Source organism: Streptomyces calvus (genome assembly GCF_006782915.1).
Lineage (GTDB): Bacteria > Actinomycetota > Actinomycetes > Streptomycetales > Streptomycetaceae > Streptomyces > Streptomyces calvus.
On record NZ_VCNP01000026.1, the window covers coordinates 22,182 to 47,569 of the forward strand.

The window sequence follows — 25,388 nt, forward strand, 5'->3', positions numbered from 1 at the left end:
CGAGTCCCGACGCCGATGTGACACTCCCCGTCCTGGGGATCCCCTCAGGGGGTTGTGGATCGTCCCTCACGAGGGACCGGCCGGAGGAGGTGGGGCTGGCATGGACCGAAGTCGACCGTGCAGTACCACCCGCTCTTCCGCCCGCTGATGTAGCCGCTTCTTTCCTGGCTGCCGCCTCTCACGCTCGCGTCTTCCTGGCGTCTTCATCGGAAGAGCATTTCGTTTCGTTCTGCCTGATCTGCCCCAGTAGCTGAATCAGCGACGAAGCTCGCCACCGCGACGGTGCGGTGCTCCCCGCTTTGTGGACGTGCCAAACATCCGCAGTTGAGGACGTCCCCATTCCGGGTTGTTCCACCCGTCGTACCGGCGCCTTTCGTTGCCCGCCTGCGAAGGAGCCCGCCATGTCGATGATCCGCGACCTGCGCGCCGCAGTACGCCCCGCCTCCCGTATCTCGCTGCGCAAGGACAGCGGCCCGTACGACACCACCCGCGACCCCGCCACGGCCACCGCCGTCGTCGACTGCGCCGTCTACCGCGACGGCCGGCGCCTGCAGAACGAGGGTCAGCTCAGCCCTCAGGAGGCGATGCGGCTGGTGCGGCGCGACGGCGGCTTCGTGTGGATCGGCCTGCACGAGCCGACCGAAGCCGAATTCGCCGGAATCGCCCAGGAGTTCGGGCTGCACCCGCTGGCCGTGGAGGACGCCGTCCAGGCCCACCAGCGGCCCAAGCTGGAGCGCTACGACGACTCGCTGTTCACGGTCTTCAAGACCGTCCACTACGTCGACCACGACCGGCTCAGCTCCACCAGCGAGGTCGTCGAGACCGGCGAGGTGATGTGCTTCACCGGCCGGGACTTCTTCATCACCGTGCGGCACGGCGGCCAGGGCTCCCTGCGGGCCCTGCGGCACCGCCTCCAGGACGACCCCGAGCTGCTGGCCAAGGGCCCCTCGGCCGTGCTGCACGCCATCGCCGACCATGTGGTGGACGGCTACATCGCGGTCGCCGACGCGGTGCAGGACGACATCGACGAGGTCGAGACCGAGGTGTTCTCGCCCGGCCGCAAGGGCACCCCGCGCGGCACCGACGCCGGGCGGATCTACCAACTCAAGCGCGAGGTACTGGAGTTCAAGCGGGCCGTGTCGCCGCTGCTGCGGCCCATGCAGCTGCTGAGCGAGCGGCCGATGCGGCTGATCGACCCGGACATCCAGAAGTACTTCCGGGACGTGGCCGACCACCTGGCGCGGGTGCAGGAGCAGGTCATCGGCTTCGACGAACTGCTGAACTCCATCCTCCAGGCCAACCTCGCCCAGGCGTCCGTGGCACAGAACGAGGACATGCGGAAGATCACCTCGTGGGCCGCGATCATCGCCGTACCGACCATGGTGTGCGGCGTGTACGGGATGAACTTCGACCACATGCCCGAGCTGCGCTGGAAGTACGGCTACCCGCTGGTGCTGGCCGTCACGGTGACCATCTGTCTGGGCATCCACCGCACCCTGAAGCGCAACGGCTGGCTCTGAGCGCACCCGCCGCGCACGACGCCCGTGGATAGGCTGGACGCATGACAAGCGAGCTGCTCGAGCGGGCCCTCATCGAGGAGGCCACGAAGAAGTCCGGCCTCATCTGGGTCAAGGGGCCCGGCGGGCCCGCCCGTGCGCTGTGGCACGTGTGGCACGAGGGAGCCGCGTGCGTGATCGGCGACGGGCCCGGCGAGCAGCCGCTGCCGGGACTGGCCGACGGCGGGCCGGCCGAGGTGACGGTACGCAGCAAGGACAAGGGCGGACGGCTGGTCTCCTGGGCCGCGACCGTGGTGGAGCTGCCGCCGGACACCGAGGCGTGGACGGCGGCGGTCGCCGAGCTGAAGGGCAAGCGGCTCAACGCACCCGACGGCGAGGCGATGACCGGGCGCTGGGCCCGCGAGTGCCGGCTGCTCAGGCTGGAGCCGACCGGTGCGACCGCGCCGCTGCCCGACGGCTCGCTGGCCGAGGCGCCGCTGCCGACCCCGGTGACCACCCGGCGACCGGCCCCGGCGGGTCTGCCCCGGCTGCTGTTCAAGCGGAAGCGGCGGCGGGACCGGAGCTAGTGCGGCGACCGGAAACGTTCGCCGGGCTCCGAGCCGGTTCCTGACACTGCCTGAGCGGTCCCGGAGCGGCCCCTGAGCGGTCCCTGAGCGGTCCCTGGAGGGTGCGCCTCCCGGCCCCCGCGCTACGGTCCCTGCCATGACCCGAACCCCTGCCGAGCCGCTGCCCGTGACCGCGGACGACCTCGAGCACGCCGTCCGACTCGCCGTCACCACGCTCCGGGAGGCGCCCCCGGCGGCCTGGGACGGCAGGGCCGGCTCGCTGGAGTGGGACTGCTGGGAGACCGTCGAGCACCTCAGCGACGATCTCTTCGCCTATGCCGCCCAGCTCGGACCCCAGACCCCGCCGATGGACGGCGAGGTGCCCTTCGTGTGGCACAGCCGCAGGCCCGGCGGTCCCGCCAACGTCGTGCACGCGGACCGCGCCGCGGGACCCGCCGGTCTGTTGCAGGTGCTGGAGGCGAGCGGTGCGCTGCTGGTCGCCATGGTGCGGACGACGCCGTCGCGGGTTCGCGCCCACCACGTCTTCGGGGCGTCGGATCCCGAGGGCTTCGCCGCGATGGGGATCGTGGAGACCCTGGTGCACACCCATGATCTGGCCGAAGGCCTCGGGCTCGGCTGGGAGCCGCCCGCCGGTCTGTGCTCGCGCGTGCTCACCCGGCTGTTCCCGGACGCCCCGTCGACCACGGACCCGTGGCCCACCCTGCTGTGGGCCACCGGACGCGCCGAACTGCCCGGGCACCCGCGGCTCACCACCTGGCGCTGGCACGGCACGCCCCGGTCCCAGCCGGCCGGGCGGCACACCTAGGACGTCGGGAGCTGGCCGCCGTAGTCCAGCGTCTCGTCCTCGGCCGGCTTCTCCAGGGGGAAGTCGGTGCCCCACGCGGAGAAGGTGAGCGTGCCCGCCCCGCCGGCCCGCACCAGGCGCACCGGGTACGGCTTGCCCTCGAGCGAGACGTCCAGGGTGCCGCCGGAGCCCTTGTCGCCGGTGACCCGGATGGTGCGCAGGCCCGACTGCTCGTGGTGGCCGTCCGTGGCCAGCTTGCCGTGCAGCGTCAGCAGGCCTCCCAGGAGCACGTTCTTGTCCGTGAAGCCGATGAACTTCTTGTACGACGGATCGCCCTGGGGCACCTTCACGTACTTCTCGGCGAGCTTCGCGGCCGCCGCCGCGTCCGCCCTGCCGTCGTCCTCGCCGTCCCCGTGACCCCAGAAACCGGCGCCGGCCTTGAGGTACAGCTCGTCGTCGATCCGCAGGAGACGAAACGTCTCCCCCTTGGTGGTGACCGAGCCGATGCCGCCCTTCTCCTTCAGCCGCATGTCGAGCGTGTACGTGCGTCCGCTGGTCACCACGGTGCCGTGCAGCCGCACCGTGCCGACCGAACCGGCGGCCTGCTGCGCTCTGCCCTGGATCTTGTCGGCGGGCAGCCTGCCGACCCCGTTCGTCCCCTCGTTCGGATCCTCGGCACATCCCGTGAGCGCCGTCCCCGTCGCGAGCAGTGCGCACACGGCGCCGGCCAGCACGGCCCGGCGGGAACGGCCCTGGGAGATCGGAATCACAGGTGGGCTGCCTCTCTGACGGGGGACCTGAACGGCGTACCGCAGGGTACCGGGGTCGGGGAGGCCTCTCGGAGCCAGTCCGTCCGGACCGGCCGCGAGGGCACGGCCGATCGGTACGGGCTAGCCTGAAGCCCACCCGAGCGGGCAATCCGGAAAACAAACGCAGCAGGCAGTACACGGCCACGAAACTCCCGCACGCAAAGGAGCCGCCGCCATGGCAGGGGGCGCCCCCCGGTTCTTCGTCTCCCACGTCTCCGGCGTCGCCGTCTTCGACCCGGCCGGCGACCAGGTGGGCCGTGTGCGCGACCTGGTCGTCGTCCTGCGGGTCGGCAGCCGCCCGCCCCGGCTGCTCGGCATGGTGGTGGAACTCTCCACCCGCCGCCGCATCTTCCTGCCCATGAACCGCGTGACCGCCGTGCAGTCCGGCCAGGTCATCACCACCGGTGTGCTCAACGTCCGGCGCTTCGAGCAGCGGCCCACCGAGCGGCTCGTTTTCGGTGAGCTGCTGGACCGTCGGGTCACGCTCGTGGAGAGCGGCGAGGAGGTCACCGTCCTGGACCTGTCGGTGCATCAGCTGCCGGCCCGCCGCGAGTGGGAGATCGACCGCGTCTTCGTGCGCAAGGGCAAGAAGGGCGGCGCGTTCCGGCGCAGCAAGGGCGAGACGCTGACCGTCGAGTGGTCCGCGGTCACCGGCTTCTCCCTGGAGGAGCACGGGCAGGGCGCCGAGAACCTGCTCGCCACGTTCGAGCAGCTGCGCCCCGCCGACCTCGCCAACGTCCTGCACCACCTCTCCCCCAAGCGTCGCGCGGAGGTCGCCGCCGCCCTCGACGACGACCGGCTCGCCGACGTGCTGGAGGAACTGCCCGAGGACGACCAGATCGAGATCCTCGGCAAGCTGAAGGAGGAGCGCGCCGCGGACGTTCTGGAGGCCATGGACCCCGACGACGCGGCCGACCTGCTCGGCGAGCTGCCGGAGGCCGACAAGGAGCGCCTGCTGAGCCTGATGCAGCCCGGCGACGCGGCCGACATGCGGCGCCTGATGTCGTACGAGGAGCACACCGCGGGCGGTCTGATGACGACCGAGCCGATCGTGCTGCGGCCGGACGCGACGGTCGCGGACGCCCTCGCCCGGATCCGCGAACCCGACCTCTCCCCGGCGCACGCCGCGCAGATCTACGTCTGCCGCCCGCCGGAGGAGACGCCGACCGGCAAGTACCTGGGCACCGTCCACTTCCAGCGGCTGCTGCGCGACCCGCCGTACACCCTGGTCGGCTCGATCCTGGACGCCGACCTGCAGCCCCTGGACCCGGACGCGGCACTGCCGGTGGTCGCCGGGTTCTTCGCCGCGTACGACATGGTCGCGGCGCCCGTGGTGGACGAGGCGGGCTCGCTGCTGGGCGCGGTGACGGTGGACGACGTGCTGGACCACATGCTGCCGGAGGACTGGCGGGAGACCGAGTTCCACCTCGACGAGGGGGTGGTGACCGATGGCTCCTGAGCGCGACGGCACGCGCGAGCGCCAGCCGGTCGGCGCCACCGCCGCCGGCCGGCCGCGGGCGCCCCGGCTGGACCAGCCGCGGCCTCCCCGGCGGCGGATCCTGCCCGAGTGGGACCCGGACGCCTTCGGGCGGTTGTCGGAGCGGGTCGCGCGCTTCATCGGCACCGGCCGGTTCCTGGTCTGGATGACGGTCGTCATCATCGTGTGGGTGCTGTGGAACGTGTCCGCGCCGCGCGATCTGCGGTTCGACGAGTACCCGTTCATCTTCCTGACGCTGGCGCTGTCCCTCCAGGCCTCCTACGCGGCGCCGCTGATCCTGCTCGCGCAGAACCGGCAGGACGACCGCGACCGGGTCAACCTGGAGCAGGACCGCAAGCAGAACGAGCGGTCGATCGCCGACACCGAGTACCTGACCCGGGAGATCGCCGCCCTGCGCATCGGGCTCGGCGAGGTGGCCACGCGGGACTGGATCCGCTCGGAGCTCCAGGACGTGATCAAGGAGCTGGAAGGACGGCAGAACGGACACAAGGACCACCACGGCTCGTTCCCGGCGATGCGGGCGGAACACCCGCCGGGACGTGACGCAGACGACCACTGACGGACTTACCGGCGGGTGTACCCGGCGCCGTACCATCGTCTCTATGGCTACGGAAGACGCGGTGCGCGAGGCACTGGCGACGGTGAACGACCCCGAGATCAACCGGCCGATCACCGAACTCGGCATGGTCAAATCGGTGGAGATCGGCGCGGACGGGGCGGTCGCGGTCACCGTGTACCTGACGGTCTCCGGCTGTCCCATGCGGGACACCATCACGCAGCGCGTGACGGACGCCGTCGCGCGGGTCGAGGGCGTCACCCGGGTCGACGTGACGCTGGACGTCATGAGCGACGAGCAGCGCAAGGAGCTGGCGAACGCGCTGCGCGGCGGCCAGACCGAGCGCGAGGTGCCGTTCGCCAAGCCGGGCAGCCTGACCCGTGTGTACGCGGTCGCCTCCGGCAAGGGCGGCGTCGGCAAGTCCTCGGTGACGGTGAACCTGGCGGCGGCGATGGCGGCCGACGGGCTGAAGGTCGGTGTCGTGGACGCCGACATCTACGGCCACTCGGTGCCGCGCATGCTGGGCGCCGACGGGCGTCCCACCCAGGTCGAGAACATGATCATGCCGCCGTCGGCGAACGGCGTGAAGGTCATCTCCATCGGCATGTTCACCCCGGGCAACGCGCCGGTGGTGTGGCGCGGCCCGATGCTGCACCGCGCGCTCCAGCAGTTCCTGGCGGACGTGTACTGGGGCGACCTGGACGTGCTGCTGCTCGACCTGCCGCCCGGCACCGGCGACATCGCGATCTCCGTGGCGCAGCTGGTGCCGAACGCCGAGATCCTGGTCGTCACCACGCCCCAGCAGGCGGCGGCCGAGGTGGCCGAGCGGGCCGGGTCGATCGCCGTGCAGACGCACCAGAAGATCGTCGGCGTGGTCGAGAACATGTCCGGGCTGCCCTGCCCGCACTGCGGCGAGATGGTCGACGTCTTCGGCACCGGCGGCGGCCAGACGGTCGCCGACGGCCTGACCCGCACCACCGGTACGAACGTCCCCGTGCTCGGCGCGATCCCGATCGACGTGCGGCTGCGCGAGGGCGGCGACGAGGGCAAGCCGGTCGTCCTGTCCGACCCGGACTCCCCGGCGGGCGCCGCGCTGCGTTCGATCGCCGGGAAGCTCGGCGGCCGTCAGCGAGGGCTTGCGGGGCTGTCCCTGGGCATCACGCCGCGCAACAAGTTCTGAGGGCCTGAAGGCTCCCCGGGCCTGCGGGCCCACCGGTTTCCGAGGGCATGGGGTGCGTTACGCGCGGAGGGCGCCGTCCGGCGAGGACGGCGCCCTCCGCGTTTCCGCTCAGGAGTACCGGTCGTGCCGCCCGGCGGTGCCGGTCGTGCCGCCCAGCGGTGCCGGTCGGCGTGCGGGCGGCTCAGTCCTGGTAGGCCGCGATGTCCTTGACCACGGCGAAACCGAGACCGTACGCGCTCATGCCCCGGCCGTACGCGCCCACGTGCACGCCCGCCCGGGTGGAGCCGGCGAGCACCCAGCCGAATTCGGACTCCCGGTAGTGGAACGGCGTCGGCACGCCGTCCACGGGCAGCGACAGCGTCGACCAGTCCGGGCTCTCCAGGTCGTCGGCGAGGACCCAGGCGGTCTCCGTCTGCTGCTCCAGCCAGTCGTCGCGCAGCGCGTGGTCCATCTGGCCGGGCCAGGTGAAGGACAGCAGCCCCACGCCGGCGAGCCAGGCGGCGGAGGAGACCGAGGTGGCCTCCAGCAGACCGGTGCCGTCGGCGCTGCGGCGCACCGGGTTGGCGGCCACGGTCACCACGACCGCGAACTTCTCCTTGGCGTCCTGGTCGGTCCCGGCCGCGTACTCGCTGCGCACCGACGGCTCGTCGCCGTGTCCGAGCGATCCGTGTTCGACGGCCCCGTCGGCCGCCAGTCCGACCTGCATCAGCCGGCGCGGTCCCGTGAACGCCTCGTCGAGGCCGTACCACGGGAAGGGCGCGCGCAGGTAGCCGTCGACCGCAGGCCGGGCGGAGTGGACGGGTGGTCCGTCCTCCGCGGCCGGCGCCTGCGCGACTGCCCGACTCGTCGTCTCCATGTACCCGGACGCCTCCTCGCTCTCGTCGGACCGGGCGGCCCGCCCCCCTTCGGGCGTACTCGTCCGTTCCGCACAACAACTGGGCAGCATAGCCACCCTGCCATCACTGCCCGGGAAACCGCCCGGCGCTTAGGTCGCTCGGAGGTACGGATCAGGCCGTGCGAGGCACGGTGCGGAGTATGAAACGCGTCACGTGCGCCGGGGTGTACGCCCCTGTGCGCCAGGCTGCGGGCCGTGTCCGGCCGGGCTCAGGTGGCGTCCGCGTCGAAGGGCGGGCGCTCGTCCGCCGCCCGGGTCTCCGGCTTTTTGGTCATGTCCACACGGCCGGTGGAGGACGGCGCGGCGGAGTCGCTGTCGCGGCCGTGGACGGCGTCCGTGACCTCGGCCATCTCCTTCTTCAGGTCGAAGCCGTTGCGGATCTCCTTGAGCCCCAGGTCGTCGTTGTCCAGCTGCTTGCGGATGAACGTCTTGGGGTTGAGGTCCTCGAACTCGAAGTCCTTGAACTCCGGGCCGAGTTCCTGCCGGATGTCCTGCTTGGCGCTCTCCGAGAAGTCGCGGATCTTCCGGATCGTGCGTGTGACGTCCTGGATGACCTTGGGGAGCTTGTCCGGACCGAAGACGAGCACGGCGAGGACGATGAGCGTGACCAGCTCGAGCGGTCCTATGTCATTGAACACCTGAAGCTCCTCGCGATGCCTTCGGTCCTCGGCCCTCGGTGGCGGCTGTGGTCTTCCGTGGTCCGGGCCGGGTCCACGGTACCCGGCCCGCCCCTACGACCGGTACTGTCCCGTGGGCCACTGGTGCGTGTACGTGTGCGGTTTTTTTCGGAAGTTCGCCGTCCCGTGCCGTTCCGTACCTCTCAGCCGCCGTCCGAGGAGCCGAGGACGAGGGACACCTTCCGCTCCGTCCCGTCCCGTTCCAGCGTCAGCTCCAGGCGGTCGCCGGGGCGGTGGGCGCGGATCTTGACGATGAGTTCCTCACCGGAGTGGACACGTCGGCCGTCGACCTCCGTGATGACGTCGCCGGAACGGATCCCGGCCCTGGCTCCGGGGCCGCCGGTGACGACCGCGGGGCCGCCGTCGCCGCCCTTGTCCGCGACGCGCGCGCCGTCGCCGCTGTAGTCCATGTCGAGGGTGATACCGATCACCGGGTGGGCGGCCCTGCCGGTGTTGATCAGTTCCTCGGCGACGCGCTTGCCCTGGTTGATCGGGATGGCGAAGCCGAGCCCTATGGAGCCGGCCTGGCCGCCGTCGAGGTCGGCGCCGCCGCCGGCGGAACGGATGGCGGAGTTGATGCCGATCACCCGGGCCTCGGCGTCGAGGAGGGGGCCTCCGGAGTTGCCGGGGTTGATGGGCGCGTCGGTCTGCAGGGCGTCGACGTACGACACGTCGCTGCCGTCGCCCTTCTCACCGCCGGCGGTGATGGGCCGTTCCTTGGCGCTGATGATGCCGGAGGTGACGGTGCCGGCCAGGTCGAAGGGGGCGCCGATGGCGACGACGGGGTCGCCGACCCGCACGTTGTCGGAGTTGCCGAGGGGCAGCGGGCTGAGCCCGTTGACTCCCTTGACCTTGACGACGGCGAGGTCGTAGCCGCTGTCCCGGCCGACCACGGTGGCCTCGGCGGTGTCGCCGCTGTTGAAGGTGACGGTGATCTCGCCGTCGTCCCCGGCGGGTTCGACGACGTGGTTGTTGGTGAGGATGTGGCCGCGTTCGTCGAGGACGAATCCGGTGCCGGTGCCGGCCTCCCCGGCGCCGCTGACGTGCAGGGTGACGACGCTGGGCAGGGCCTGCGCGGCGATTCCGGCGACGCTGTCCGGGTCCCGCCCGGCCGCCTCCTTGTTCGCCTGCGGCAGCTCGACGCTGCCGACGCCGCCGTTGCGCTCCAGATACACGCCGACCGTACCGCCGATGCCGCCGGAGACGAGGGCGAGCAGCAGCGCGGCGCCGACGACCGTGCGGCGGGCCCGCCGGCGCCGCAGCTTCTCGTCCTCCGCGACGGGGTCGGCCTGCTGCAACGGGGCGTTCGCGGCGGCCGCCCACGGGTCGTAGCGGCCCCAGGGGTCGGCGGCGGCCGGGGCGTCCTGGGTGGGGGCGGCGGCCGGGACGGGGACAGGGGCGGGGGCGGGGGCGGGCGGTGCGGCGGGAACGGCGTGGGGAGCGACGGGCTCCGGTGTCACGGGCGGTGCCGGGACCGCCATGCCGTGCGCCGGCGTGGCCGCCGGATGCTGCACGGGCGGCGCGGGCGCCCAGGGGCCCGGTTCGCCGTAGGGCGGGGTGCTGTACGGGTCGGGATCGTGCAACGGCTTCGGCTGCTCGGCCCCGGCCCCGGGCGGTCCACTTGCCACCACGGGCGCACCGACCTCGGCGGGCGGCGCGGCGGCCGGGGCGGTGTGGACCGGACCGGTGGGCACGCCGGACTCCATGGCTGCTCCGCCCTGCACCGGCGCGGACACGGAGGGATCGGCGGGCGGCCCCGTGGGCGGGGCGGTAGGTGTGGGCGGAGCGGTAGGTGTCGGCGCGGTCTGGGAAGGACCGGCGACCGGTCCCTCGTGCACGGAAGCAGCCGCGTTGCGCGCCGGCGCAGGCGCATCCGGTTCGGTGGTCGCGTCACCGGGAGCGGCAGAGTGCACCGGCGCGGGCGCGGCGGGCTCCGCGGTCGGCCCGGTGGTGGCGGAGGCCCGGGCGCCGACGGGAGCGTCCGGGTCGGCGGGGATGCGGGCGGGCACGGTGGGCGGTCCGGCCGGTCCGGGGGCCGTCCCGGGGGCGGCGGCGGAGGGCTCGGGACTTCGAGGGCGGTCCAGTTCGTAGTCGCCCTCGTGGTGCTCCACGGCGACGGCACCCGCCGCCTCGGGACGCGCCAGTTCGAAGTCCCCGTCGGGCCCCTCCGGGCACACGGTCGGTTCCTCCCCCGATGGGCCCGGCTTCCCCTCGTTCATGCTCTCCCCACAGCTGGACACGGCACGGTCGTAGGCTCCTCGGCTCCGGCCTCCGGTGCTTCGCTGCGCCGGTGCGTCGGTGCCTGGCTCGGCGCCCGGCTGTGCGGGCCTGGGCGCGCCACCTGGATTCAATCAGGTTCGCGCGCCCGCGCGCAGTGGCCGGGTCAGCGGGCCGTGCCGGACGTGGCCGTGGGGGTGGGGGCCGGTGTCGTGGCGGTGGTGAGCAGTCCGGGCTGCGTGAGCCCGGTGGACTCGGCCCAGGCGGTCAGGGTGAGCGGCGGTGTCGAGCCGAGCGGTCGTATGAGCGGGGAGAGCGCCGTGGCACCGCCCGCCGCCGGTTTGCCGAGCGTGGGGTGGCGTTCGGCGGGCGGCGGCACGCCGGGCAGCAGCGGCGCGGAGGCCGTGGTCGGGGCTGCCGGGGTGTTCGCCTGCACGCTCTGGGCCTGCGGCTGCCCGAGCAGCGGTCCCGCGCCGCGGCGCCGCTGGGAGTCGGGCGTGGTCGTCGCGCCCGCGCCCGTCGTGCGCATCGGTGTGACGTTGCTGCCCTTGCCCGCGCCGCGCGTCTCGGTGTCGGTCGGCACCGTGGTCGCGACCCCGCCGAGCGCGATCGCGGCCAGCGACACCGCTCCGGCGGCGACGAACGCGAACCGCAGCCCGCGCGAGGACGGACGGTCGGTCTCCTGGCGGCCGACGTCGTGGATGCGGAAGCCACGGCCGCCCGGCGTGGGCGCCGGGTGTGTGGGCTCGTGCCGGCGGACCGGCGCGTAGGCGAACTCGAAGCGCTCGCCGCGCCGGGTCCCGAAGACCCCCGAGCCGCCACCGAACCGCCCGGAGCCACCCGGCAGTCCGCCGCCCAGCGGCGGGCCGTCACCGAGGTCACCCCCGGCCGGCAGCCCCTGGAGGCGGGCCAGGAAGCTCTCGGAGGGCGGCGGCGGGGCCGCCTCCGCGAAGACGTTCTTCAGGCGGCGCTGGGCGTCCACCTCCGCCTTGCACTTGGCGCAGGTGGCGACGTGCGCCAGTACGCGCTCACGCGCGTCATGACCGAGCTCTCCGTCCACCAGGGCGGAGAGTCGGTCTCCCAGGTGCTGCTCTGCGAGGTGCCCCTCGGAAGACTTCGGCAGTGAACCGCTCACGCGCTCGCGCCCCCTCCTCCCAGTGCGGCGACACGCGGCACGAAGGAGCGGCGCTCCGCCCGCGCCTGGGGCGAGCGGTGCGCGAGGGCCTTGCGCAGCTGCGAACGGCCGCGGTGGATCCGGGACCGGACGGTGCCGAGCTTGACGCCCAGGGTGGCCGCGATCTCCTCGTACGACAGGCCTTCGATGTCGCACAGGACGACGGCGGCGCGGAACTCGGGGGCGAGGGTGTCCAGGGCCTGCTGGACGTCCGCGTCGAAGTGGGCGTCGTTGAAGACCTGCTGCGGGGTGGGCTCCTTGCTGGCCAGCCGTTCGGCCGCGTCCTCGCCGAGCGCGTCGAAGCGGATGCGCTGCTTGCGGCGGACCATGTCCAGGAAGAGGTTGGTGGTGATGCGGTGCAGCCAGCCCTCGAAGGTGCCCGGCGTGTACGTCGACAGGGAGCGGAAGACGCGGACGAAGACCTCCTGGGTGAGGTCCTCGGCGTCGTGCTGGTTGCCGGTGAGACGGTAGGCGAGCCGGTACACCCGGCCGCTGTGCATGCTGACGATCTCCTCCCAGCTGGGCGGAGTCCACGCCTGCCCGTCCGCGTCGGTGGAGAAGGTCGCGGTCTGGGCCGGGTCGCCGGCGTGGTCGTGGTCAGCAGCGGTGTCGTTCACGGATTTCGGCCTGCCCGCCGATCCGAGGAAGCGCCGCAGCACTCCTCCGCGATCCACAGGCGCAGCCGCACCTCCCCTATCGGCTCTGGTGGTGTCCAGTGGAGCCCCTACCATAGCCACCTCGCCCGTTAGCTCCGGATAAGCGGTTTTACGAGAATTTGATCTGGGCTGCCACGGCTCGTACGGCTGCGTCAGCACTTGCTGGGCGTCCTCGTCCACTCCCTACCCCCCGTCACGGCTCACACCACGTGTCCACCCCTTCAAACGACCGGTCCCATCTGCGGGTTCCCGACGCCAGCGGATACAGTCACGCCCAGGCAACCACGGGGACGGGAGAGGGTCATTACCGCCAACCGGCAGACGAGCTGGGCGTTCGCCGACGCCTATGTCGCCGAGGACGAGGCGCTGCACTGGGCCCGTGACCGGGCCCGTGAGGCAGGGCTGCGCTCGGTGTCGCCCGGCACGGGGGCGGCGCTGCGGTTGCTCGCCGCCAGTGTGGACGCCAAGGCGGTCGCGGAGATCGGCACCGGCTGCGGGGTCTCCGGGATCCATCTGCTGCACGGGATGCGGCCGGACGGGGTACTGACCACCGTCGACCAGGAGCCGGAGCACCAGCAGTCCGCCCGCCAGGCCTTCCGGGACGCCGGGTTCGCCGGCAACCGGGCCCGGTTCATCCCGGGCCGTGCGCTGGACGTCCTGCCGCGGCTCGCGGACGCCGGGTACGACCTGGTCTTCTGCGACGGCGACCGGCTCGAGTACCAGGACTATCTCGCCGAATCGTTGCGTCTGCTGCGCCCGGGAGGCCTGGTCGCCTTCGAAGGCCTCTTCGCCAACGGACGCACGGTGGACACCGGGCCGCAGCCGACCGAGGTGCTGCGGCTGCGGGAGCTGGTGCGGGCGGTGCGGGAGAGCACGGAGCTGGTGTCGTCACTGCTGCCGGTGGGCGACGGGCTGCTGTGCGCCGTCAAGCGGTGAGGCGCGGCGGCGACGGGACGTGAGGTGCGGCGGTCCGTGCGCGCAAACACTCGCCCCGGCACCGCGTGCGGCACCGGGGCGAGTGAAGGGGTATGGTCGCTTGCGCGTCAGCCGACGACCTTCTTGAGGGCGTCGCCGAGCGCGTCGGCCTCATCCGGGGTCAGCTCGACGACGAGCCGACCGCCGCCTTCGAGCGGAACGCGCATGACGATGCCCCGCCCCTCCTTGGTCACCTCGAGCGGGCCGTCGCCCGTCCGCGGCTTCATGGCCGCCATGCTCGTTCCCCTTCCTGAAACCCAGCTCAACCGTCTAGCCGACGGCCCACTGAAGGGCACCTGCGGTCCTCGAAGCAGGACACACGCCACCGGCATCGAACACATTGCTTCCAAGCCATTATCCCGCATCGCAGGACCCGATGACCAACATCGGGCGGCATCGCTTGGGCAACGCGCGCGAGCAAAACCACTCAATTCGGCGATGTGACTGCGATACTGCGCCGCCGCGCACACATCCGTGGGCCGGAATCGGACGGCGATTGTTTGACGCAGGTCACACGCCGGTCGCGGTCCGCGGCCGGTGATCTCCGTCATGCTGTCCTGCAGACGAGGACGTACCCGCCGGTACGTCCGCAGCCGCCACACGGAGGGATACGCCATGGCCGACACCGTGCTCTACGAGGTGAGCGACGGACTCGCGACGATCACGCTGAACCGCCCCGAGGCGATGAACGCGCTGAACGTCGCGGCGAAGGTCGCCCTCCGGGACGCGGTCCGGTCCGCCGCGGACGACGACGCCGTGCGCGCGGTGCTGCTGACCGCGGCCGGGGACAGGGCGTTCTGCGTCGGGCAGGACCTCAAGGAGCACATCGGGCTGCTGGCCGCCGACCGGGCGAGCGGTTCCGGGCAGACCATGAGCACCGTGCGCGAGCACTACAACCCGATCGTGAAGGCGATCGCCGGCGCGGCGAAGCCGGTGGTCGCGGCGGTGAACGGGGTCGCGGCGGGCGCCGGGTTCGGCTTCGCGCTGGCCGCGGACTACCGGATCGTCGCGGACACGGCGGCGTTCAACACCTCGTTCGCCGGGGTGGCGCTGACCGCGGACTCGGGCATCTCCTGGACGCTGCCGCGCGTGATCGGTCCGGGGCGCGCCACCGATCTGCTGCTCTTCCCGCGCAGCATCCCGGCGCAGGAGGCGTACGAGCTGGGCATCGCGAACCGGCTGGTGCCGGCGGCGGAGCTGCGCACGGAGGCGGAGAAGGTGGCGCGCGCGCTGGCCGAGGGGCCGACGGTGGCGTACGCGGCGCTGAAGGAGTCGGTGGCGTTCGGGCTGAGCCACTCGCTGGAGGAGGCGCTGGAGAAGGAGGACGAGCTCCAGACCCGGGCGGGCTCCTCCGAGGACCACGCGATCGCGGTGCAGGCGTTCGTGAACAAGGAGAAGCCGAAGTACCTGGGCCGCTGAGCGCCGCCCGTCACCGGCTCCCGGCCGCCGCGCCGGCGGGCCCGCGCGCCACGCAGGTCTCCAGGTGGTCGTTGACCAGCCCGCAGGCCTGCATCAGGGCGTACGCCGTGGTGGGGCCGACGAAGCGCAGGCCGCGCTTCTTCAGCGCCTTGGACAGCGCCGTCGACTCGTCGGTGACCGCGGGCACGTCTGCAAGGGTCTTCGGCGCCTGGCGGCCGGCCGGGTCGGGAGCGTGGGACCAGATCAGGGCGTCGAGGTCGCCGGGCGTCCAGCCGGCCAGCACGCGGGCGTTGGCGAGCGTGGCGTCGATCTTGGCGCGGTTGCGGATGATGCCGGTGTCGGCGAGCAGGCGTTCGCGGTCGGTGTCTGTGAACTCCGCGACGGTGGCGATCTTGAAGTCGGCGAAGGCGGCGCGGAAGCCGGGGCGGCGGCGCAGGATGGTGATCCAGGAGAGCCCGGACTGGAACGCCTCCAGGCTGAGCCGTTCGAAGAGGGCGTCGTCGCCGTGGACCGGGCGGCCCCACTCCTCGTCGTGGTACGTCACGTAGTCCGGGGTGGACAGGGCCCACGGGCAGCGCGGCGCGCCGTCGTCGCCGGGCTGTGCTGCGCTCACTGCTGCTCGTCCTCCTGGCGCGGTGCGGGCTCGTCCGTGGGGACGGGGGGCGCGGCGGCGCGGGCGCCGGCCAGCGCGGACTCCAGGTCGGCGATCCGGGCGTCGCGCTCGGCGAGTTCGGCGCCGAGGCGGCCGAGGGCGTCGTCGACGTCGGCCATGCGGTAGCCGCGGACGGCGAGCGGGAAGCGCAGGCCGTCCACGTCGGCGCGGCCGACCGGGCGGTCCGGGGGCAGGCTGTCCCACAGGTGCTCGGGGGCGGCCTCGGGCAGCGGGCCGCGGTCGCCGCCGCCCACCACGGCGAGGGTCACCGCGGCGACCACGACGGCGAGCGCGACGACCAGGAACAGGAACATAACCATCGCCGGGGCCCCCACGGTCGGATGTGTCGAGTCGGATGTGAGTCGGAGTCGGGTGTGTGGCTCCGATCGTGCCATGCGAGTCTGACAGTCGGGGCCGCCGGGCGGTTGCGCGGGCGGCCGGGACGGGACGTACGAGGAGAGGTCACAGGGGATGCTCAGGCTGGGCAGGCGGGAATTCGCACCGCACGAGCGGGTGATCATGGCGATCGTGAACCGGACCCCGGACTCCTTCTACGACCAGGGCGCCACGTTCCGCGACGAGCCGGCGCTCGCCCGGGTGGAGCAGGCGGTGGCGGAGGGCGCGGCGATCATCGACATCGGCGGGGTGAAGGCCGGGCCGGGCGAGGAGGTCACGGCCGAGGAGGAGGCGCGGCGCACGGTCGGCTTCGTCGCCGAGGTGCGGCGGCGTTTCCCGGACGTGGTGATCAGCGTGGACACCTGGCGGCACGAGGTCGGCGAGGCGGTGTGCGAGGCGGGCGCGGACCTGCTGAACGACGCCTGGGGCGGGGTCGATCCGCGGCTCGCGGAGGTCGCCGCGCGGTACGGCGCCGGGCTGGTGTGCACGCACGCGGGCGGTGCCGAGCCGCGGACCCGTCCGCACCGGGTGACGTACGACGACGTGATGGCGGACATCCTCGACGTGACCGTGGGTCTGGCCGAGCGGGCGGTGGAGCTGGGCGTGCCGAGGGAGTCGGTGCTGATCGACCCCGGGCACGACTTCGGCAAGAACACCCGGCACAGCCTGGAGGCGACGCGGCGGCTGGACGAGATGGTCGCCACGGGGTGGCCGGTGCTGGTGTCGCTGTCGAACAAGGACTTCGTCGGGGAGACGCTGGACCGGCCGGTCAAGGAGCGGGTGCTGGGGACGCTGGCGACGACGGCGGTGTCGGCGTGGCTGGGGGCCCAGGTGTACCGGGTGCACGAGGTCGCGGAGACACGGCAGGTGCTGGACATGGTGTCGTCCATCGCGGGCGACCGGGAGCCGGCGGTGGCACGGAGGGGTCTGGCCTGACACCGGGCTGCGGCCCCGCCGTGCCGCTCCCGGGGGCCTGCGCCCCCCGGGACCCGATCCCTTCGCCACCCCGGCCCGGCGGGCGGAGAGCCCGCTAGCGGCCCGCCTCCTTCGAGACCAGGGCGACCGCCTCGTCCACGTCGTCCGTGACGTGGAACAGCAGCAGGTCCTTCTCCGACGCCTTGCCCTCGGCGATCACCGTGTGGCGGAGCCAGTCCACCAGGCCGCCCCAGTAGTCCGTGCCGAACAGGACGATGGGGAAGCGGGTGACCTTCTGGGTCTGGACGAGGGTGAGCGCCTCGAAGAGTTCGTCGAGGGTGCCGAGGCCGCCGGGCAGGACCACGAAGCCCTGGGCGTACTTGACGAACATCATCTTGCGGACGAAGAAGTAGCGGAAGTTCAGGCCGATGTCGACATAGGGATTCAACCCCTGCTCGAAGGGCAGTTCGATGCCCAGGCCGACCGAGATGCCGTTGGCCTCGCAGGCACCCTTGTTGGCCGCCTCCATGGCCCCCGGGCCACCGCCGGTGATCACCGCGAAGCCCGCCTCGACCAGGCCGCGGCCCAGACGGACACCCGCCTCGTACTCCACGGAGTCCGCCGGAGTGCGCGCCGAGCCGAACACGCTGATGGCGGGCGGGAGTTCGGCCAGGGTGCCGAAGCCCTCGATGAACTCCGACTGGATGCGCAGCACCCGCCAGGGGTCGGTGTGGACCCAGTCCGTGGGAGCCCGCTCGTCCAGCAGCCGCTGGTCGGTCGTGCTCGCCTGCACCTGACCCCGCCTGCGGAGGACCGGGCCCAGCCGCTTCTCCTCCGGCGGCTGCTGCTTCCCCTGGGGGTTGCCGGTAGCCATGTGCGCTCCCTCCGTTTGCGGGTCGTTCCACCTCAGCGTAGATCTACGCGGGTTACGTCCGGGGGACGTCAGCATGTCCGCGCGACAGCGTCCCAAACGTCCCGGAACGCCGCCCGGCTCACGCCGTCAGCCAGGACCGCAGCCGCTCCTCGCCGGCGAGGACCTTCGCGGTGTCCACGCGCTCGTCCCGCTTGTGCGCCAGATGGGGGTTGCCGGGGCCGTAGTTGACCGCCGGGATGCCCAGGGACGAGAAGCGGGAGACGTCCGTCCAGCCGTACTTGGGCTGCGGTGTGCCGCCCACCGCCTCGATGAAGGCGGCCGCGGCCGGGTGGGACAGGCCGGGCATCGCCCCGCCGCTGTGGTCGTCGACGACGAACTCCGCGACCCCGCAGTCCGCGAAGACCTCACGGACGTGGGCCAGGGCCTCCTCCTCGCTGCGGTCGGGGGCGTAGCGGAAGTTCACGGTGACCACGCACTCGTCGGGGATGACGTTGCCCGCCACTCCTCCGGAGATGCCGACCGCGTTCAGGCCCTCCCGGTACTCCAGACCGTCGATCACCGGGTGGCGGGGCTCGTAGGCGGCCAGGCGGGCGAGGATCGGCGCGGCGGCGTGGATCGCGTTGGAGCCCATCCAGCCGCGCGCCGAGTGGGCGCGCTCGCCGGTGGTCCTCAGCAGCACCCGCAGCGTGCCCTGGCAGCCGCCCTCCACCTGGCCGTCGGACGGTTCGAGCAGCACCGCGAAGTCGCCCTCCAGCCACTCGGGGTGCGCCTCGACGACGTGCTTCAGGCCGTTGAGGTCGGCGGCGACCTCCTCGTTCTCGTAGAAGACGAAGGTCAGGTCGCGGTTGGGGGCCGGGACGGTCGCGGCGATGCGCAGCTGGACGGCGACGCCCGACTTCATGTCGCAGGTGCCGCAGCCCCACAGCGTGCCGTCGTCGTCGAGCCGGGAGGGGACGTTGTCCGCGATCGGGACGGTGTCGATGTGGCCGGCCAGGATCACGCGCTCCGGGCGCCCCAGTTCCGTCCGGGCGACGACGTTGTTGCCGTACCGGTCGACCGTCAGGTGCGGCAGCGCGCGCAGGGCGGTCTCGATCGCGTCCGCGAGCGGCTTCTCGCTGCCGCTCTCGGACGGGAAGTCGACGAGCTGCGCGGTCAGGCGCGCGGCATCCAACGTGAGGTCAAGCGGGGTGTCGGCCATGCCGTCGACCCTAGCGCGCCGGGCGGCGGCCCACTGTCCACACCGGTCTCACGCCCCTGCGTACTCTCCAGTACCTTGTACGCGTGCCAGAGCCGTCCCTTCCTTCCAAGCGTCGTGGCCGCCTCTTCCGCTTCGGGGCGTCCCTCGTGGTCCTGCTCGCGGTCGCCGGGTACCTCGTGGTGCAGTACGTCACCGGGGGCAGGAGCGGCCCGGGCTGCCTGGTCGTGTCCGGCAAGGGGGACGGGGCGAGGTACGAGTTCACGCCCGAGCAGGCGGTGAACGCCGCGACGATCACCGCCGTCGGCACCGCGCGCGACCTGCCCGAACGGGCGGTGACGATCGCGCTGGCGACCGCGCTGCAGGAGTCCGCGCTGCGGAACATCGACTACGGCGACCGCGACTCGCTCGGCCTGTTCCAGCAGCGGCCCTCGCAGGGCTGGGGCACGCCGAAGGAGATCATGGACCCGGCGTACGCGGCGGAGAAGTTCTACGAGCACCTGGAGGAGGTGCCCGGCTACACCCGGCTGCCGCTCACGGTCGCCGCGCAGAAGGTGCAGCGCAGCGGCTTCCCGCAGGCGTACGCCAAGCACGAGCCGGACGCGGCCCTGCTGGCCGCCGCGCTCACCGGGCGCTCGGCGGCGACGCTGACCTGTGAGGGCCGTCCGGCGGCGACCCGGGCGGCGGGTGCCGACGCGGTGCGGGCCGCACTGGTGCGGGACTTCGGGCGGGACCTGCTGGAGCCTGCGGGTGCCGAGGTGGGCGACGCGGCCGCCTCGCCGTCCGCGCGGGCCGAGGCCGGTTCCGACGGTTCCGACGGTTCCGACGGTCGGACGGTGACGCTCCCGGTGGCCGGCGGCGAGGGCGCCGACGCCGGGGCCCGCGGCTGGCAGCTGGCCCACTGGGCGGTGGCCAACGCCTCCGCGCTGCACATAAAGCACGTGTCGTACGCGGGCCGGGAGTGGACCGCGGGGAACACCGACAGCCAGTGGCGCACGACCGACGGCAAGGGCTCCGCGGGCGACGGCGCGGGCGCGGTCCGGATCACCACCACGCGGTAGTCCGCTCAGCAGTACGAGGGCTCCCCCGAGGGGCGTCGTCCGCGGCCGATAATGCGACGCATTGCCAACTCTTTACGTCGTCGCGCCGCAACCTTCCCGGCGGTCGAGCGGTAGTCACTGCGTCCGAGCCCGGCGGTCACCGACCGGTGGATCGTCTCCGGGCCGGCCGGACACTCACCGTTCTCTCCCGTCGAAGGAGCACCATGTCCCTCCCCCTGACCCGTCGGATCGCCCGTGCCGCGCTGCTCGTCGCTGCGGGAGCGGCCGCCGGGGTCGGTGCGGCCGGATCCGCCAGTGCGGCTCCGGAGCTGCCGGCCGCCCCGAACGTCGGCGGACTGACCGCCCTGGACCAGGCGGCCGGCAACACCGTGGACGACGTGGCGCGGGACGTCACCAAGGCTGCGGGCAACACGCACGAGGTGGCTCCGACCGCCGCCCGGACCCTCAAGAAGGCCGACCCGGTGGTGAAGCAGCTGCCGACCGAGTCCCTGACGAAGGGCGGCCTGTCGTCGGCGAAGACGCTGCCGGCGAAGGGGCTCCCGCTCGCGTGAGGTTCGGCGACGCCGGGGCCCGGGGACGTTCCCCGGGCCCCGGCGTTTTCACACCGTCCACCGCCTCGGCCCCGGGGCCGTCAGCCGGCGAGGCGGGACACCGCCGCCCGGACGCGCTCGTCCGTGGCCGTCAGGGCCACGCGGACGAAGCTGCCGCCCGCCGGGCCGTAGAAGTCGCCGGGGGCGACGAGGATGCCGCGTTCGGCCAGGTGGGCGACGGTGTCCCAGCAGGACTCGTCGCGCGTGGCCCACAGGTAGAGGCTGGCCTCGCTGTGCTCGATGCGGAAGCCGTGGCCGAGGAGCGCCTCGCGCAGGGCGGTGCGGCGGGCCGCGTACCGCTCGCGCTGGACCCGCACGTGCTCGTCGTCGGCCAGGGCCGCCACCACGGCCGCCTGCGTCGGCGCGGACGTCATCATCCCGCCGTGCTTGCGGATCTCCAGCAGCGGCTGGAGCACCGCCGGGTCACCGGCGAGGAAGGCGGCGCGGTAGCCGGCCAGGTTGGAGCGCTTGGACAGCGAGTGGACCGAGACGATGCCGTCGTACGAGCCGCCGTTGACGTCGGGGTGCAGCACCGAGACCGGGTCGGCCTCCCAGCCCAGCTCGATGTAGCACTCGTCGGAGAGGACCAGGACGCCGTGCTCGCGGGCCCAGGCGACGATCCTCGTCAGCTCCTCCTTGGACAGCACCCGGCCCGTCGGGTTGGACGGGGAGTTCAGCCAGAGCAGCTTCAGGTTCGTCGGGTCCAGCTCGGTCGGGTCGTCGTAGGCCTCGTGGTCGGCGCGGGCGAGCCGGGCGCCGACCTCGTACGTCGGGTAGGCCAGGCGCGGGTGGGCGACCCGGTCGCCGGGGCCGAGGCCGAGCTGCGTGGGCAGCCAGGCGACCAGTTCCTTGGAACCGACGACCGGCAGGACGTGGCGGTGGGTCACCTCGCGGGCGCCGAGCCGGCGCTCCACCCAGCGCGTGAGCGCGTCACGCAGTTCCGGGGTGCCCCAGACCGTGGGATAGCCCGGGGAGTCCGCCGCGGCGATCAGGGCCTTCTGGATCGGCTCGGGGACCGGGTCGACGGGCGTGCCGACCGACAGGTCGACGATGCCGTCGGGGTGCGCGGCGGCCGTCTTCTTGTAGGGCTCCAGCTTGTCCCAGGGGAAGGTGGGCAGCCGGTCGGAGACTGCGGACACGGGTTCGGGCTCACTTTCTGGTACGGCAAACACCTCGGTCCCGTACGGCGAGCGGGCCGTACGGGACCGGGGCGGCGCGTCGGTGCGTGGACCGCCGACGGTGCTGTTTTACGCCTGCGGCGGCAGCGCGGCGATGAAGGGGTGATCGCGCTCGATCAGCCCGAGCTTGCTGGCGCCGCCGGGCGAGCCGAGCTCGTCGAAGAACTCGACGTTCGCCTTGTAGTAGTCCTTCCACTCCTCCGGAGTGTCGTCCTCGTAGAAGATCGCCTCGACCGGGCAGACCGGCTCACAGGCACCACAGTCGACGCATTCGTCCGGGTGGATGTACAAGGACCGCTGGCCCTCGTAGATGCAGTCGACCGGGCACTCCTCGATGCACGCCTTGTCCTTCACGTCGACACAAGGCTGCGCGATGACGTAGGTCACGCTGTCGTTCCTCCTCGATAGGGCGCTGGCGGGCCTCCTCAGGCTCCGCCGCCTGGCGCGCGGGAGCGCGGCGTCGTCGATGCCCGCCCCTAGTATCTCCGTTCTTGGGCATGATCCGAACACGAGGGGTGAACTGACCTGTGGAAATCTCTGCCGCCGGGCGCCTTGAGGTCCGTATCACCCCCGCTGACGTGGGAAAACGGGTTTCCGTGCGCAGCTTGACCGGTGAGGCCGACCGGGGCGAGAAGTTCACCGACACGGTCGGCGTTCTCACATCATGGGACAACGGTGTGCTGCGGATCACAAGGAAGAACGGTGAGAGCGTCCTCGTCGCCGAGTCCGCGCTGGTCGCCGGGAAGACCGTGCCCGCCGCGCCGGCGCGTCGGCGCGGCCCCGTCGCCGCCTACGAGGAGCTGGCGCGGGTCGCCGCGCGGGCGTGGCAGCCGGTGGAGAGCGAGCGGCTGGGCGAGTGGGAGCTGCGGGCGGCGGCCGGGGAGGAGCCCGGGGCGTGTCCGCCGGGGACGGCGGCCGGGCGGCGGGCGGGCTTCACCCGGCGCGCCAACTCGGTGCTGCCGCTCGGCGACCCGGGAATGCCGCTGGACGAGGCGCTGACGGCCGTGTGCCGCTGGTACGCCGCGCGGGGGCTGCCCGCCTACGTGCAGACCGCGACCGGCGCCGAGGGGACGCAGGAGCTGCTGTGCGCGGAACTGGAGCGGCGGGGCTGGGTGCGGGAGGTGACCGCGGAGCTGTGGGTGGGCCCGCTGGCGCCGGTCGCCGACCTGGGCGCGGAGCCGTCCGGGGTGGTGCTGTCCCGGGAGGCCGACGAGGCATGGCTGGCGCGCTACCGGCGCAAGGGCGTGAGCGAGGTGGCGCTGAGGGTGCTGGGCAGCGGGCCCTCGGTGTGGTTCGCCACGGTGCCGGGCGAGGAGGCGCCGGCCGCCATCGGACGGTGTGTCGTGGACGGGCGGTGGGCCGGCTTCGCGGCGGTCGAGGTCGACCCGGCGCTGCGGCGGCGGGGGCTCGCGACCGCCGTGATGGCCGCGCTGGCCCGGCGGGCACTGGACGAGGGTGCCTCGGCGGCCTGGCTCCAGGTCGAGGAGGAGAACGCGGCAGCGCGGGAGCTGTACGGCGGCATGGGCTTCGCCGCGCACCACGCGTACCACCACTACCGCGCACCGGAATCGTCTGCTCCGACGGGTGGCGGAACGCCGTGAGCGGGCACGAACGGAGTATGCGCACCCCTCGCCCACCGTCCCCCGAGCGTTCCGCGGAGCTGCGCCGGCGGTTCGCCGAGGAGGCCCGCTGCGAGCGGCCCGACCTGTCGGCGCTGTGCCTGCTGCTGGCCGCGGAGGCGGACGGCACGCTGGACGAGGCCGCCATGGACGGCGCGCAGGTGGAACTGGACCGGCTGGCCGGCGAGCTGCCCTACCGGCCCGGCAGGCCCCGGGACTGGGCGCTGGCGCTGCGCGCGCTGCTGGGCGAGCGGTACGGCTTCCACGGCACCCCGGACGACTACCGGCGGCTGGAGTCCTCACTGCTGCACGAGGTGCTGCGGCGGCGGCGCGGCCTGCCGATCCTGCTGTCGGTGGTGTGGCTGGAGGTGGCCCGGCGGGCCGGTGCGCCGGTGTACGGGGTGGCGCTGCCGGGGCACTTCGTCGTCGGCTTCGGCGAGGCGGGCGAACAGGTGCTGGCCGATCCCTTCGACGGGGGCCGGGTGCTGACGGGCGCCGACGCGGAGCTGCTGGTCGCCGGGGCGACGGGGGCGCCGCTGGACGCGTCGATGCTGACGCCCGCCGACCCGCTCGACGTGGTGCTGCGCATCCTGAACAACATCCGGGCGTGGGCGGCGGCCCGCCCCGAGCACTCCGGTGTGGCGCTGCGGGCCGTGGACCTGTCCCTGCTGCTCCCTTCGCATCCGGCCCGGCTGCGCCACGAGCGGGCGCAACTGCTGGTGCAGCTCGGCGAGTTCCGGGAGGGCGCGCGGGAGCTGCGGGCGTACGCCGAGGTGGTGGCGGCGGTGGACGAGCCGGCCGCGGAACGCATCCGGGAACAGGCCCGGGCGGCGCTGGCCCTGCTCAACTAGGGCCTGCCGTTTGGATCATGTCGGTTTCGCGGGGCTCGGGTGGGCTGAGAAGCGCTGCGTCTCCCAGCCGACCTGATCCAAACGACAGACCCTAAGGCCTGCCGGCCACGGCACGACGAGGGGCGCCCGGTGCCGTGCCGGGCGCCCCTCGTCGTGCGTCGGGTCAGCTGGGGTCGGTCTCGATCACCGCGACGCGCTCGGTCGTGCTGGTGAGCGCCTGGCGCAGGGCGACGTAGACGTCCTGCGGGGTGACCGGGGTCTTCTTGCCGTTGCCCCGGGTGATGAGCACGCCGTCGAACGTCTGACCGTACAGCTCCTTCAGGGCGTTCAGGTCGGGCTTGTCGACGAGCTTGCCGTTGACGGCGTCCACCCTGAGGAACTTCCACAGCGACTTCTCGGGGCTCATCTGGATCGAGTGCGCCGCGTCGGTCTGCACGGTCACGATGTCGGACATCGCCGGCTCGGCGAACTCCTTCATCATCCGGTCGACCTCGGCCTTGGTCACCTTCGGCTGCTGCTGGGCCGTCGGGACGTTCACCGTGGCGGAGGCGCCGGTCTCGACCTGGGTGCGGTACGCCTCGGTCACCACGTCGGTGGCCCGGGCGATGTCGATGCCCTCGCCGCCCTTCGGGTACACCGGGACGGCCTTGCCGGACTCGAACCTGATGGAGCCCTCCGTCACCGAGCCGGAGCCGCCGGCGGCGCCCTCCAGGGCGGCGTGCAGCTTCTCCTCGTCGACGGGCATGACCGGGTCGACGACGCGGTGGTTGCCGATGAGGGAGCCGATCACGGAGACCGGGTTGTAGTCGCTGGTGGCGGCCGCGGCGACGGTGGCGTCGGTGTCCAGCTGCAGGCCCGCGTTGTCCGGCTGCAGCTCGACGGTCCTGCCGTCGACGGACAGCTTCAGCGGCTTGTCCAGCCGGTCGCCGAGGGCGGCGTCCAGCTTCTTCACGGCCTCGTCGCGGGTGCCGCCGCCGATCTCGACGCCGAGCACGGCGGGGCCCTTGGGCACGTCGGAGTGGTTCATCAGCAGGCCCGCGCCGTAGGCCACGCCGCCGAGGAAGACCACGCAGCCGCAGAGCAGGACCAGCTTGTTGCGCCCCTTCTTCTTCGCCGGCTTCGAGGAGCCGGCCG

General features: G+C 72.9%; 26 protein-coding genes and 1 pseudogene. 13 read left to right on the forward strand and 14 right to left on the reverse strand.

Translation table 11 applies throughout. The features are described from left to right. The first annotated feature begins 401 nt into the window (after positions 1-401). From FGW31_RS11525 to FGW31_RS11535, 3 genes are all read left to right on the forward strand, one after another. The gene (locus FGW31_RS11525; RefSeq protein WP_142193309.1) at positions 402-1,520 is read left to right on the forward strand and encodes a magnesium and cobalt transport protein CorA; all 1,119 of its coding nucleotides are present in this window, start codon (positions 402-404) and stop codon (positions 1,518-1,520) included. A 41-nt stretch (positions 1,521-1,561) separates the two neighbouring features. Further along, the gene (locus FGW31_RS11530) at positions 1,562-2,083 is read left to right on the forward strand and encodes a hypothetical protein (protein WP_142193310.1); all 522 of its coding nucleotides are present in this window, start codon (positions 1,562-1,564) and stop codon (positions 2,081-2,083) included. Positions 2,084-2,219: 136 nt separating this feature from the next. Then, entirely contained in the window at positions 2,220-2,888 is a 669-nt protein-coding gene (locus FGW31_RS11535) for a hypothetical protein (protein WP_142193311.1), read from the forward strand. On the opposite strand, the gene FGW31_RS11540 is transcribed toward FGW31_RS11535, so the two are convergent. Beyond that, the gene (locus FGW31_RS11540; RefSeq protein WP_142193312.1) at positions 2,885-3,637 is read right to left on the reverse strand and encodes a hypothetical protein; all 753 of its coding nucleotides are present in this window, start codon (positions 3,635-3,637) and stop codon (positions 2,885-2,887) included. The genes FGW31_RS11535 and FGW31_RS11540 overlap by 4 nt on opposite strands. 214 nt (positions 3,638-3,851) lie before the next feature. Here FGW31_RS11540 and FGW31_RS11545 point away from each other — a divergent pair, with 214 nt between their 5' ends. The 3 genes from FGW31_RS11545 to FGW31_RS11555 are packed head-to-tail and all read left to right on the forward strand — an operon-like array spanning position 3,852 to position 6,910. Next, on the forward strand, positions 3,852-5,135 hold the full coding sequence (locus FGW31_RS11545) for a magnesium transporter MgtE N-terminal domain-containing protein (protein WP_142193313.1): 1,284 nt from the start codon (positions 3,852-3,854) through the stop codon (positions 5,133-5,135). Next, positions 5,125-5,733: a DUF1003 domain-containing protein gene (locus FGW31_RS11550; RefSeq protein WP_142193314.1), complete on the forward strand. Its 609-nt coding sequence runs from the start codon at positions 5,125-5,127 to the stop codon at positions 5,731-5,733. Before FGW31_RS11545 ends, FGW31_RS11550 begins: the two co-directional genes overlap by 11 nt. A gap of 43 nt (positions 5,734-5,776) precedes the next feature. Next, the gene (locus FGW31_RS11555) at positions 5,777-6,910 is read left to right on the forward strand and encodes an Mrp/NBP35 family ATP-binding protein (RefSeq protein ID WP_142193315.1); all 1,134 of its coding nucleotides are present in this window, start codon (positions 5,777-5,779) and stop codon (positions 6,908-6,910) included. A gap of 181 nt (positions 6,911-7,091) precedes the next feature. Here the strand turns inward: FGW31_RS11555 and FGW31_RS11560 are convergent, their stop codons facing one another. From FGW31_RS11560 to sigE, 5 genes are all read right to left on the reverse strand, one after another. Next, the gene (locus tag FGW31_RS11560) at positions 7,092-7,766 is read right to left on the reverse strand and encodes a hypothetical protein (protein ID WP_142193316.1); all 675 of its coding nucleotides are present in this window, start codon (positions 7,764-7,766) and stop codon (positions 7,092-7,094) included. 248 nt (positions 7,767-8,014) lie between these two features. Beyond that, positions 8,015-8,443 (reverse strand): sec-independent translocase, encoded by a 429-nt coding sequence (locus tag FGW31_RS11565; protein WP_142193317.1) that lies wholly within the window; start codon positions 8,441-8,443, stop codon positions 8,015-8,017. Between the two features lie 182 nt (positions 8,444-8,625). Then, positions 8,626-10,701 (reverse strand): trypsin-like peptidase domain-containing protein, encoded by a 2,076-nt coding sequence (locus tag FGW31_RS11570; RefSeq protein ID WP_233452465.1) that lies wholly within the window; start codon positions 10,699-10,701, stop codon positions 8,626-8,628. A gap of 164 nt (positions 10,702-10,865) precedes the next feature. Beyond that, the gene (locus tag FGW31_RS11575) at positions 10,866-11,834 is read right to left on the reverse strand and encodes an anti-sigma factor family protein (RefSeq protein WP_142193318.1); all 969 of its coding nucleotides are present in this window, start codon (positions 11,832-11,834) and stop codon (positions 10,866-10,868) included. After that, entirely contained in the window at positions 11,831-12,490 is a 660-nt protein-coding gene (gene sigE / locus FGW31_RS11580) for an RNA polymerase sigma factor SigE (protein WP_182675212.1), read from the reverse strand. The genes FGW31_RS11575 and sigE overlap by 4 nt, the downstream gene beginning before the upstream one ends. 276 nt (positions 12,491-12,766) lie before the next feature. Here sigE and FGW31_RS11585 point away from each other — a divergent pair, with 276 nt between their 5' ends. Beyond that, positions 12,767-13,465, forward strand: a complete 699-nt coding sequence (locus FGW31_RS11585; RefSeq protein ID WP_142193334.1) for an O-methyltransferase — start codon at positions 12,767-12,769, stop codon at positions 13,463-13,465. A 107-nt stretch (positions 13,466-13,572) separates the two neighbouring features. Here FGW31_RS11585 and FGW31_RS11590 read toward each other — a convergent pair whose 3' ends face one another. Next, positions 13,573-13,740 carry a DUF3117 domain-containing protein gene (locus FGW31_RS11590; RefSeq protein ID WP_003966491.1) on the reverse strand — a complete coding sequence of 56 codons (168 nt, stop codon included), beginning with the start codon at positions 13,738-13,740 and terminating at the stop codon, positions 13,573-13,575. Between the two features lie 379 nt (positions 13,741-14,119). On the opposite strand from FGW31_RS11590, the gene chcB reads away from it, so the two are divergent. Next, complete coding sequence (gene chcB / locus FGW31_RS11595) at positions 14,120-14,923, forward strand: 2-cyclohexenylcarbonyl CoA isomerase (protein ID WP_142193319.1); 804 nt, start codon at positions 14,120-14,122, stop codon at positions 14,921-14,923. A 10-nt stretch (positions 14,924-14,933) separates the two neighbouring features. Here the strand turns inward: chcB and FGW31_RS11600 are convergent, their stop codons facing one another. Both FGW31_RS11600 and FGW31_RS11605 read right to left on the reverse strand, forming a co-directional pair. Then, positions 14,934-15,536, reverse strand: a complete 603-nt coding sequence (locus FGW31_RS11600; RefSeq protein WP_142193320.1) for a DNA-3-methyladenine glycosylase I — start codon at positions 15,534-15,536, stop codon at positions 14,934-14,936. Next, on the reverse strand, positions 15,533-15,895 hold the full coding sequence (locus FGW31_RS11605; RefSeq protein ID WP_142193321.1) for a DivIVA domain-containing protein: 363 nt from the start codon (positions 15,893-15,895) through the stop codon (positions 15,533-15,535). The genes FGW31_RS11600 and FGW31_RS11605 overlap by 4 nt, the downstream gene beginning before the upstream one ends. Positions 15,896-16,046: 151 nt before the next feature. On the opposite strand from FGW31_RS11605, the gene folP reads away from it, so the two are divergent. Next, positions 16,047-16,907, forward strand: a complete 861-nt coding sequence (folP, locus tag FGW31_RS11610; RefSeq protein WP_142193322.1) for a dihydropteroate synthase — start codon at positions 16,047-16,049, stop codon at positions 16,905-16,907. Between the two features lie 94 nt (positions 16,908-17,001). On the opposite strand, the gene FGW31_RS11615 is transcribed toward folP, so the two are convergent. Together FGW31_RS11615 and dapE are read right to left on the reverse strand one after the other, a co-directional pair. Next, on the reverse strand, positions 17,002-17,760 hold the full coding sequence (locus FGW31_RS11615) for an LOG family protein (RefSeq protein ID WP_142193323.1): 759 nt from the start codon (positions 17,758-17,760) through the stop codon (positions 17,002-17,004). Between the two features lie 118 nt (positions 17,761-17,878). Further along, entirely contained in the window at positions 17,879-18,958 is a 1,080-nt protein-coding gene (gene dapE / locus FGW31_RS11620; RefSeq protein WP_142193324.1) for a succinyl-diaminopimelate desuccinylase, read from the reverse strand. An 83-nt stretch (positions 18,959-19,041) separates the two neighbouring features. Between dapE and FGW31_RS11625 the strand changes: the two genes are divergently transcribed. Next, positions 19,042-20,016, forward strand: coding sequence for a heavy metal transporter (locus tag FGW31_RS11625; protein ID WP_142193325.1), 975 nt, complete (start codon positions 19,042-19,044; stop codon positions 20,014-20,016). Between the two features lie 203 nt (positions 20,017-20,219). Beyond that, the gene (locus tag FGW31_RS11630) at positions 20,220-20,567 is read left to right on the forward strand and encodes an ATP-binding protein (RefSeq protein WP_142193326.1); all 348 of its coding nucleotides are present in this window, start codon (positions 20,220-20,222) and stop codon (positions 20,565-20,567) included. A gap of 80 nt (positions 20,568-20,647) precedes the next feature. Here FGW31_RS11630 and FGW31_RS11635 read toward each other — a convergent pair whose 3' ends face one another. Both FGW31_RS11635 and fdxA read right to left on the reverse strand, forming a co-directional pair. Then, positions 20,648-21,745 carry a bifunctional succinyldiaminopimelate transaminase/glutamate-prephenate aminotransferase gene (locus FGW31_RS11635; protein ID WP_142193327.1) on the reverse strand — a complete coding sequence of 366 codons (1,098 nt, stop codon included), beginning with the start codon at positions 21,743-21,745 and terminating at the stop codon, positions 20,648-20,650. Between the two features lie 108 nt (positions 21,746-21,853). Beyond that, on the reverse strand, positions 21,854-22,171 hold the full coding sequence (fdxA, locus tag FGW31_RS11640) for a ferredoxin (RefSeq protein ID WP_004926152.1): 318 nt from the start codon (positions 22,169-22,171) through the stop codon (positions 21,854-21,856). A 140-nt stretch (positions 22,172-22,311) separates the two neighbouring features. Between fdxA and FGW31_RS11645 the strand changes: the two genes are divergently transcribed. Together FGW31_RS11645 and FGW31_RS11650 are read left to right on the forward strand one after the other, a co-directional pair. Continuing rightward, the gene (locus tag FGW31_RS11645) at positions 22,312-23,385 is read left to right on the forward strand and encodes a GNAT family N-acetyltransferase (protein ID WP_142193328.1); all 1,074 of its coding nucleotides are present in this window, start codon (positions 22,312-22,314) and stop codon (positions 23,383-23,385) included. 17 nt (positions 23,386-23,402) lie between these two features. Further along, on the forward strand, positions 23,403-24,254 hold the full coding sequence (locus FGW31_RS11650; RefSeq protein ID WP_142193329.1) for a transglutaminase family protein: 852 nt from the start codon (positions 23,403-23,405) through the stop codon (positions 24,252-24,254). Positions 24,255-24,417: 163 nt separating this feature from the next. On the opposite strand, the pseudogene FGW31_RS11655 reads toward FGW31_RS11650, so the two are convergent. Continuing rightward, positions 24,418-25,388 (reverse strand): annotated as a pseudogene (locus FGW31_RS11655) (hypothetical protein); the annotation flags it as partial.

Coding starts and splice junctions, on each gene's coding strand:
- FGW31_RS11525 (WP_142193309.1), top strand. CDS start 402: ATGTCGATGATCCGCGACCTGCGCGCCGCAGTACGCCCCGCCTCCCGT.
- FGW31_RS11530 (WP_142193310.1), top strand. CDS start 1,562: ATGACAAGCGAGCTGCTCGAGCGGGCCCTCATCGAGGAGGCCACGAAG.
- FGW31_RS11535 (WP_142193311.1), top strand. CDS start 2,220: ATGACCCGAACCCCTGCCGAGCCGCTGCCCGTGACCGCGGACGACCTC.
- FGW31_RS11545 (WP_142193313.1), top strand. CDS start 3,852: ATGGCAGGGGGCGCCCCCCGGTTCTTCGTCTCCCACGTCTCCGGCGTC.
- FGW31_RS11550 (WP_142193314.1), top strand. CDS start 5,125: ATGGCTCCTGAGCGCGACGGCACGCGCGAGCGCCAGCCGGTCGGCGCC.
- FGW31_RS11555 (WP_142193315.1), top strand. CDS start 5,777: ATGGCTACGGAAGACGCGGTGCGCGAGGCACTGGCGACGGTGAACGAC.
- FGW31_RS11560 (WP_142193316.1), bottom strand. CDS start 7,766: ATGGAGACGACGAGTCGGGCAGTCGCGCAGGCGCCGGCCGCGGAGGAC.
- FGW31_RS11570 (WP_233452465.1), bottom strand. CDS start 10,701: ATGAACGAGGGGAAGCCGGGCCCATCGGGGGAGGAACCGACCGTGTGC.
- FGW31_RS11590 (WP_003966491.1), bottom strand. CDS start 13,740: ATGGCGGCCATGAAGCCGCGGACGGGCGACGGCCCGCTCGAGGTGACC.
- chcB (WP_142193319.1), top strand. CDS start 14,120: ATGGCCGACACCGTGCTCTACGAGGTGAGCGACGGACTCGCGACGATC.
- FGW31_RS11605 (WP_142193321.1), bottom strand. CDS start 15,895: ATGGTTATGTTCCTGTTCCTGGTCGTCGCGCTCGCCGTCGTGGTCGCC.
- folP (WP_142193322.1), top strand. CDS start 16,047: ATGCTCAGGCTGGGCAGGCGGGAATTCGCACCGCACGAGCGGGTGATC.
- FGW31_RS11615 (WP_142193323.1), bottom strand. CDS start 17,760: ATGGCTACCGGCAACCCCCAGGGGAAGCAGCAGCCGCCGGAGGAGAAG.
- dapE (WP_142193324.1), bottom strand. CDS start 18,958: ATGGCCGACACCCCGCTTGACCTCACGTTGGATGCCGCGCGCCTGACC.
- FGW31_RS11630 (WP_142193326.1), top strand. CDS start 20,220: ATGTCCCTCCCCCTGACCCGTCGGATCGCCCGTGCCGCGCTGCTCGTC.
- FGW31_RS11650 (WP_142193329.1), top strand. CDS start 23,403: ATGCGCACCCCTCGCCCACCGTCCCCCGAGCGTTCCGCGGAGCTGCGC.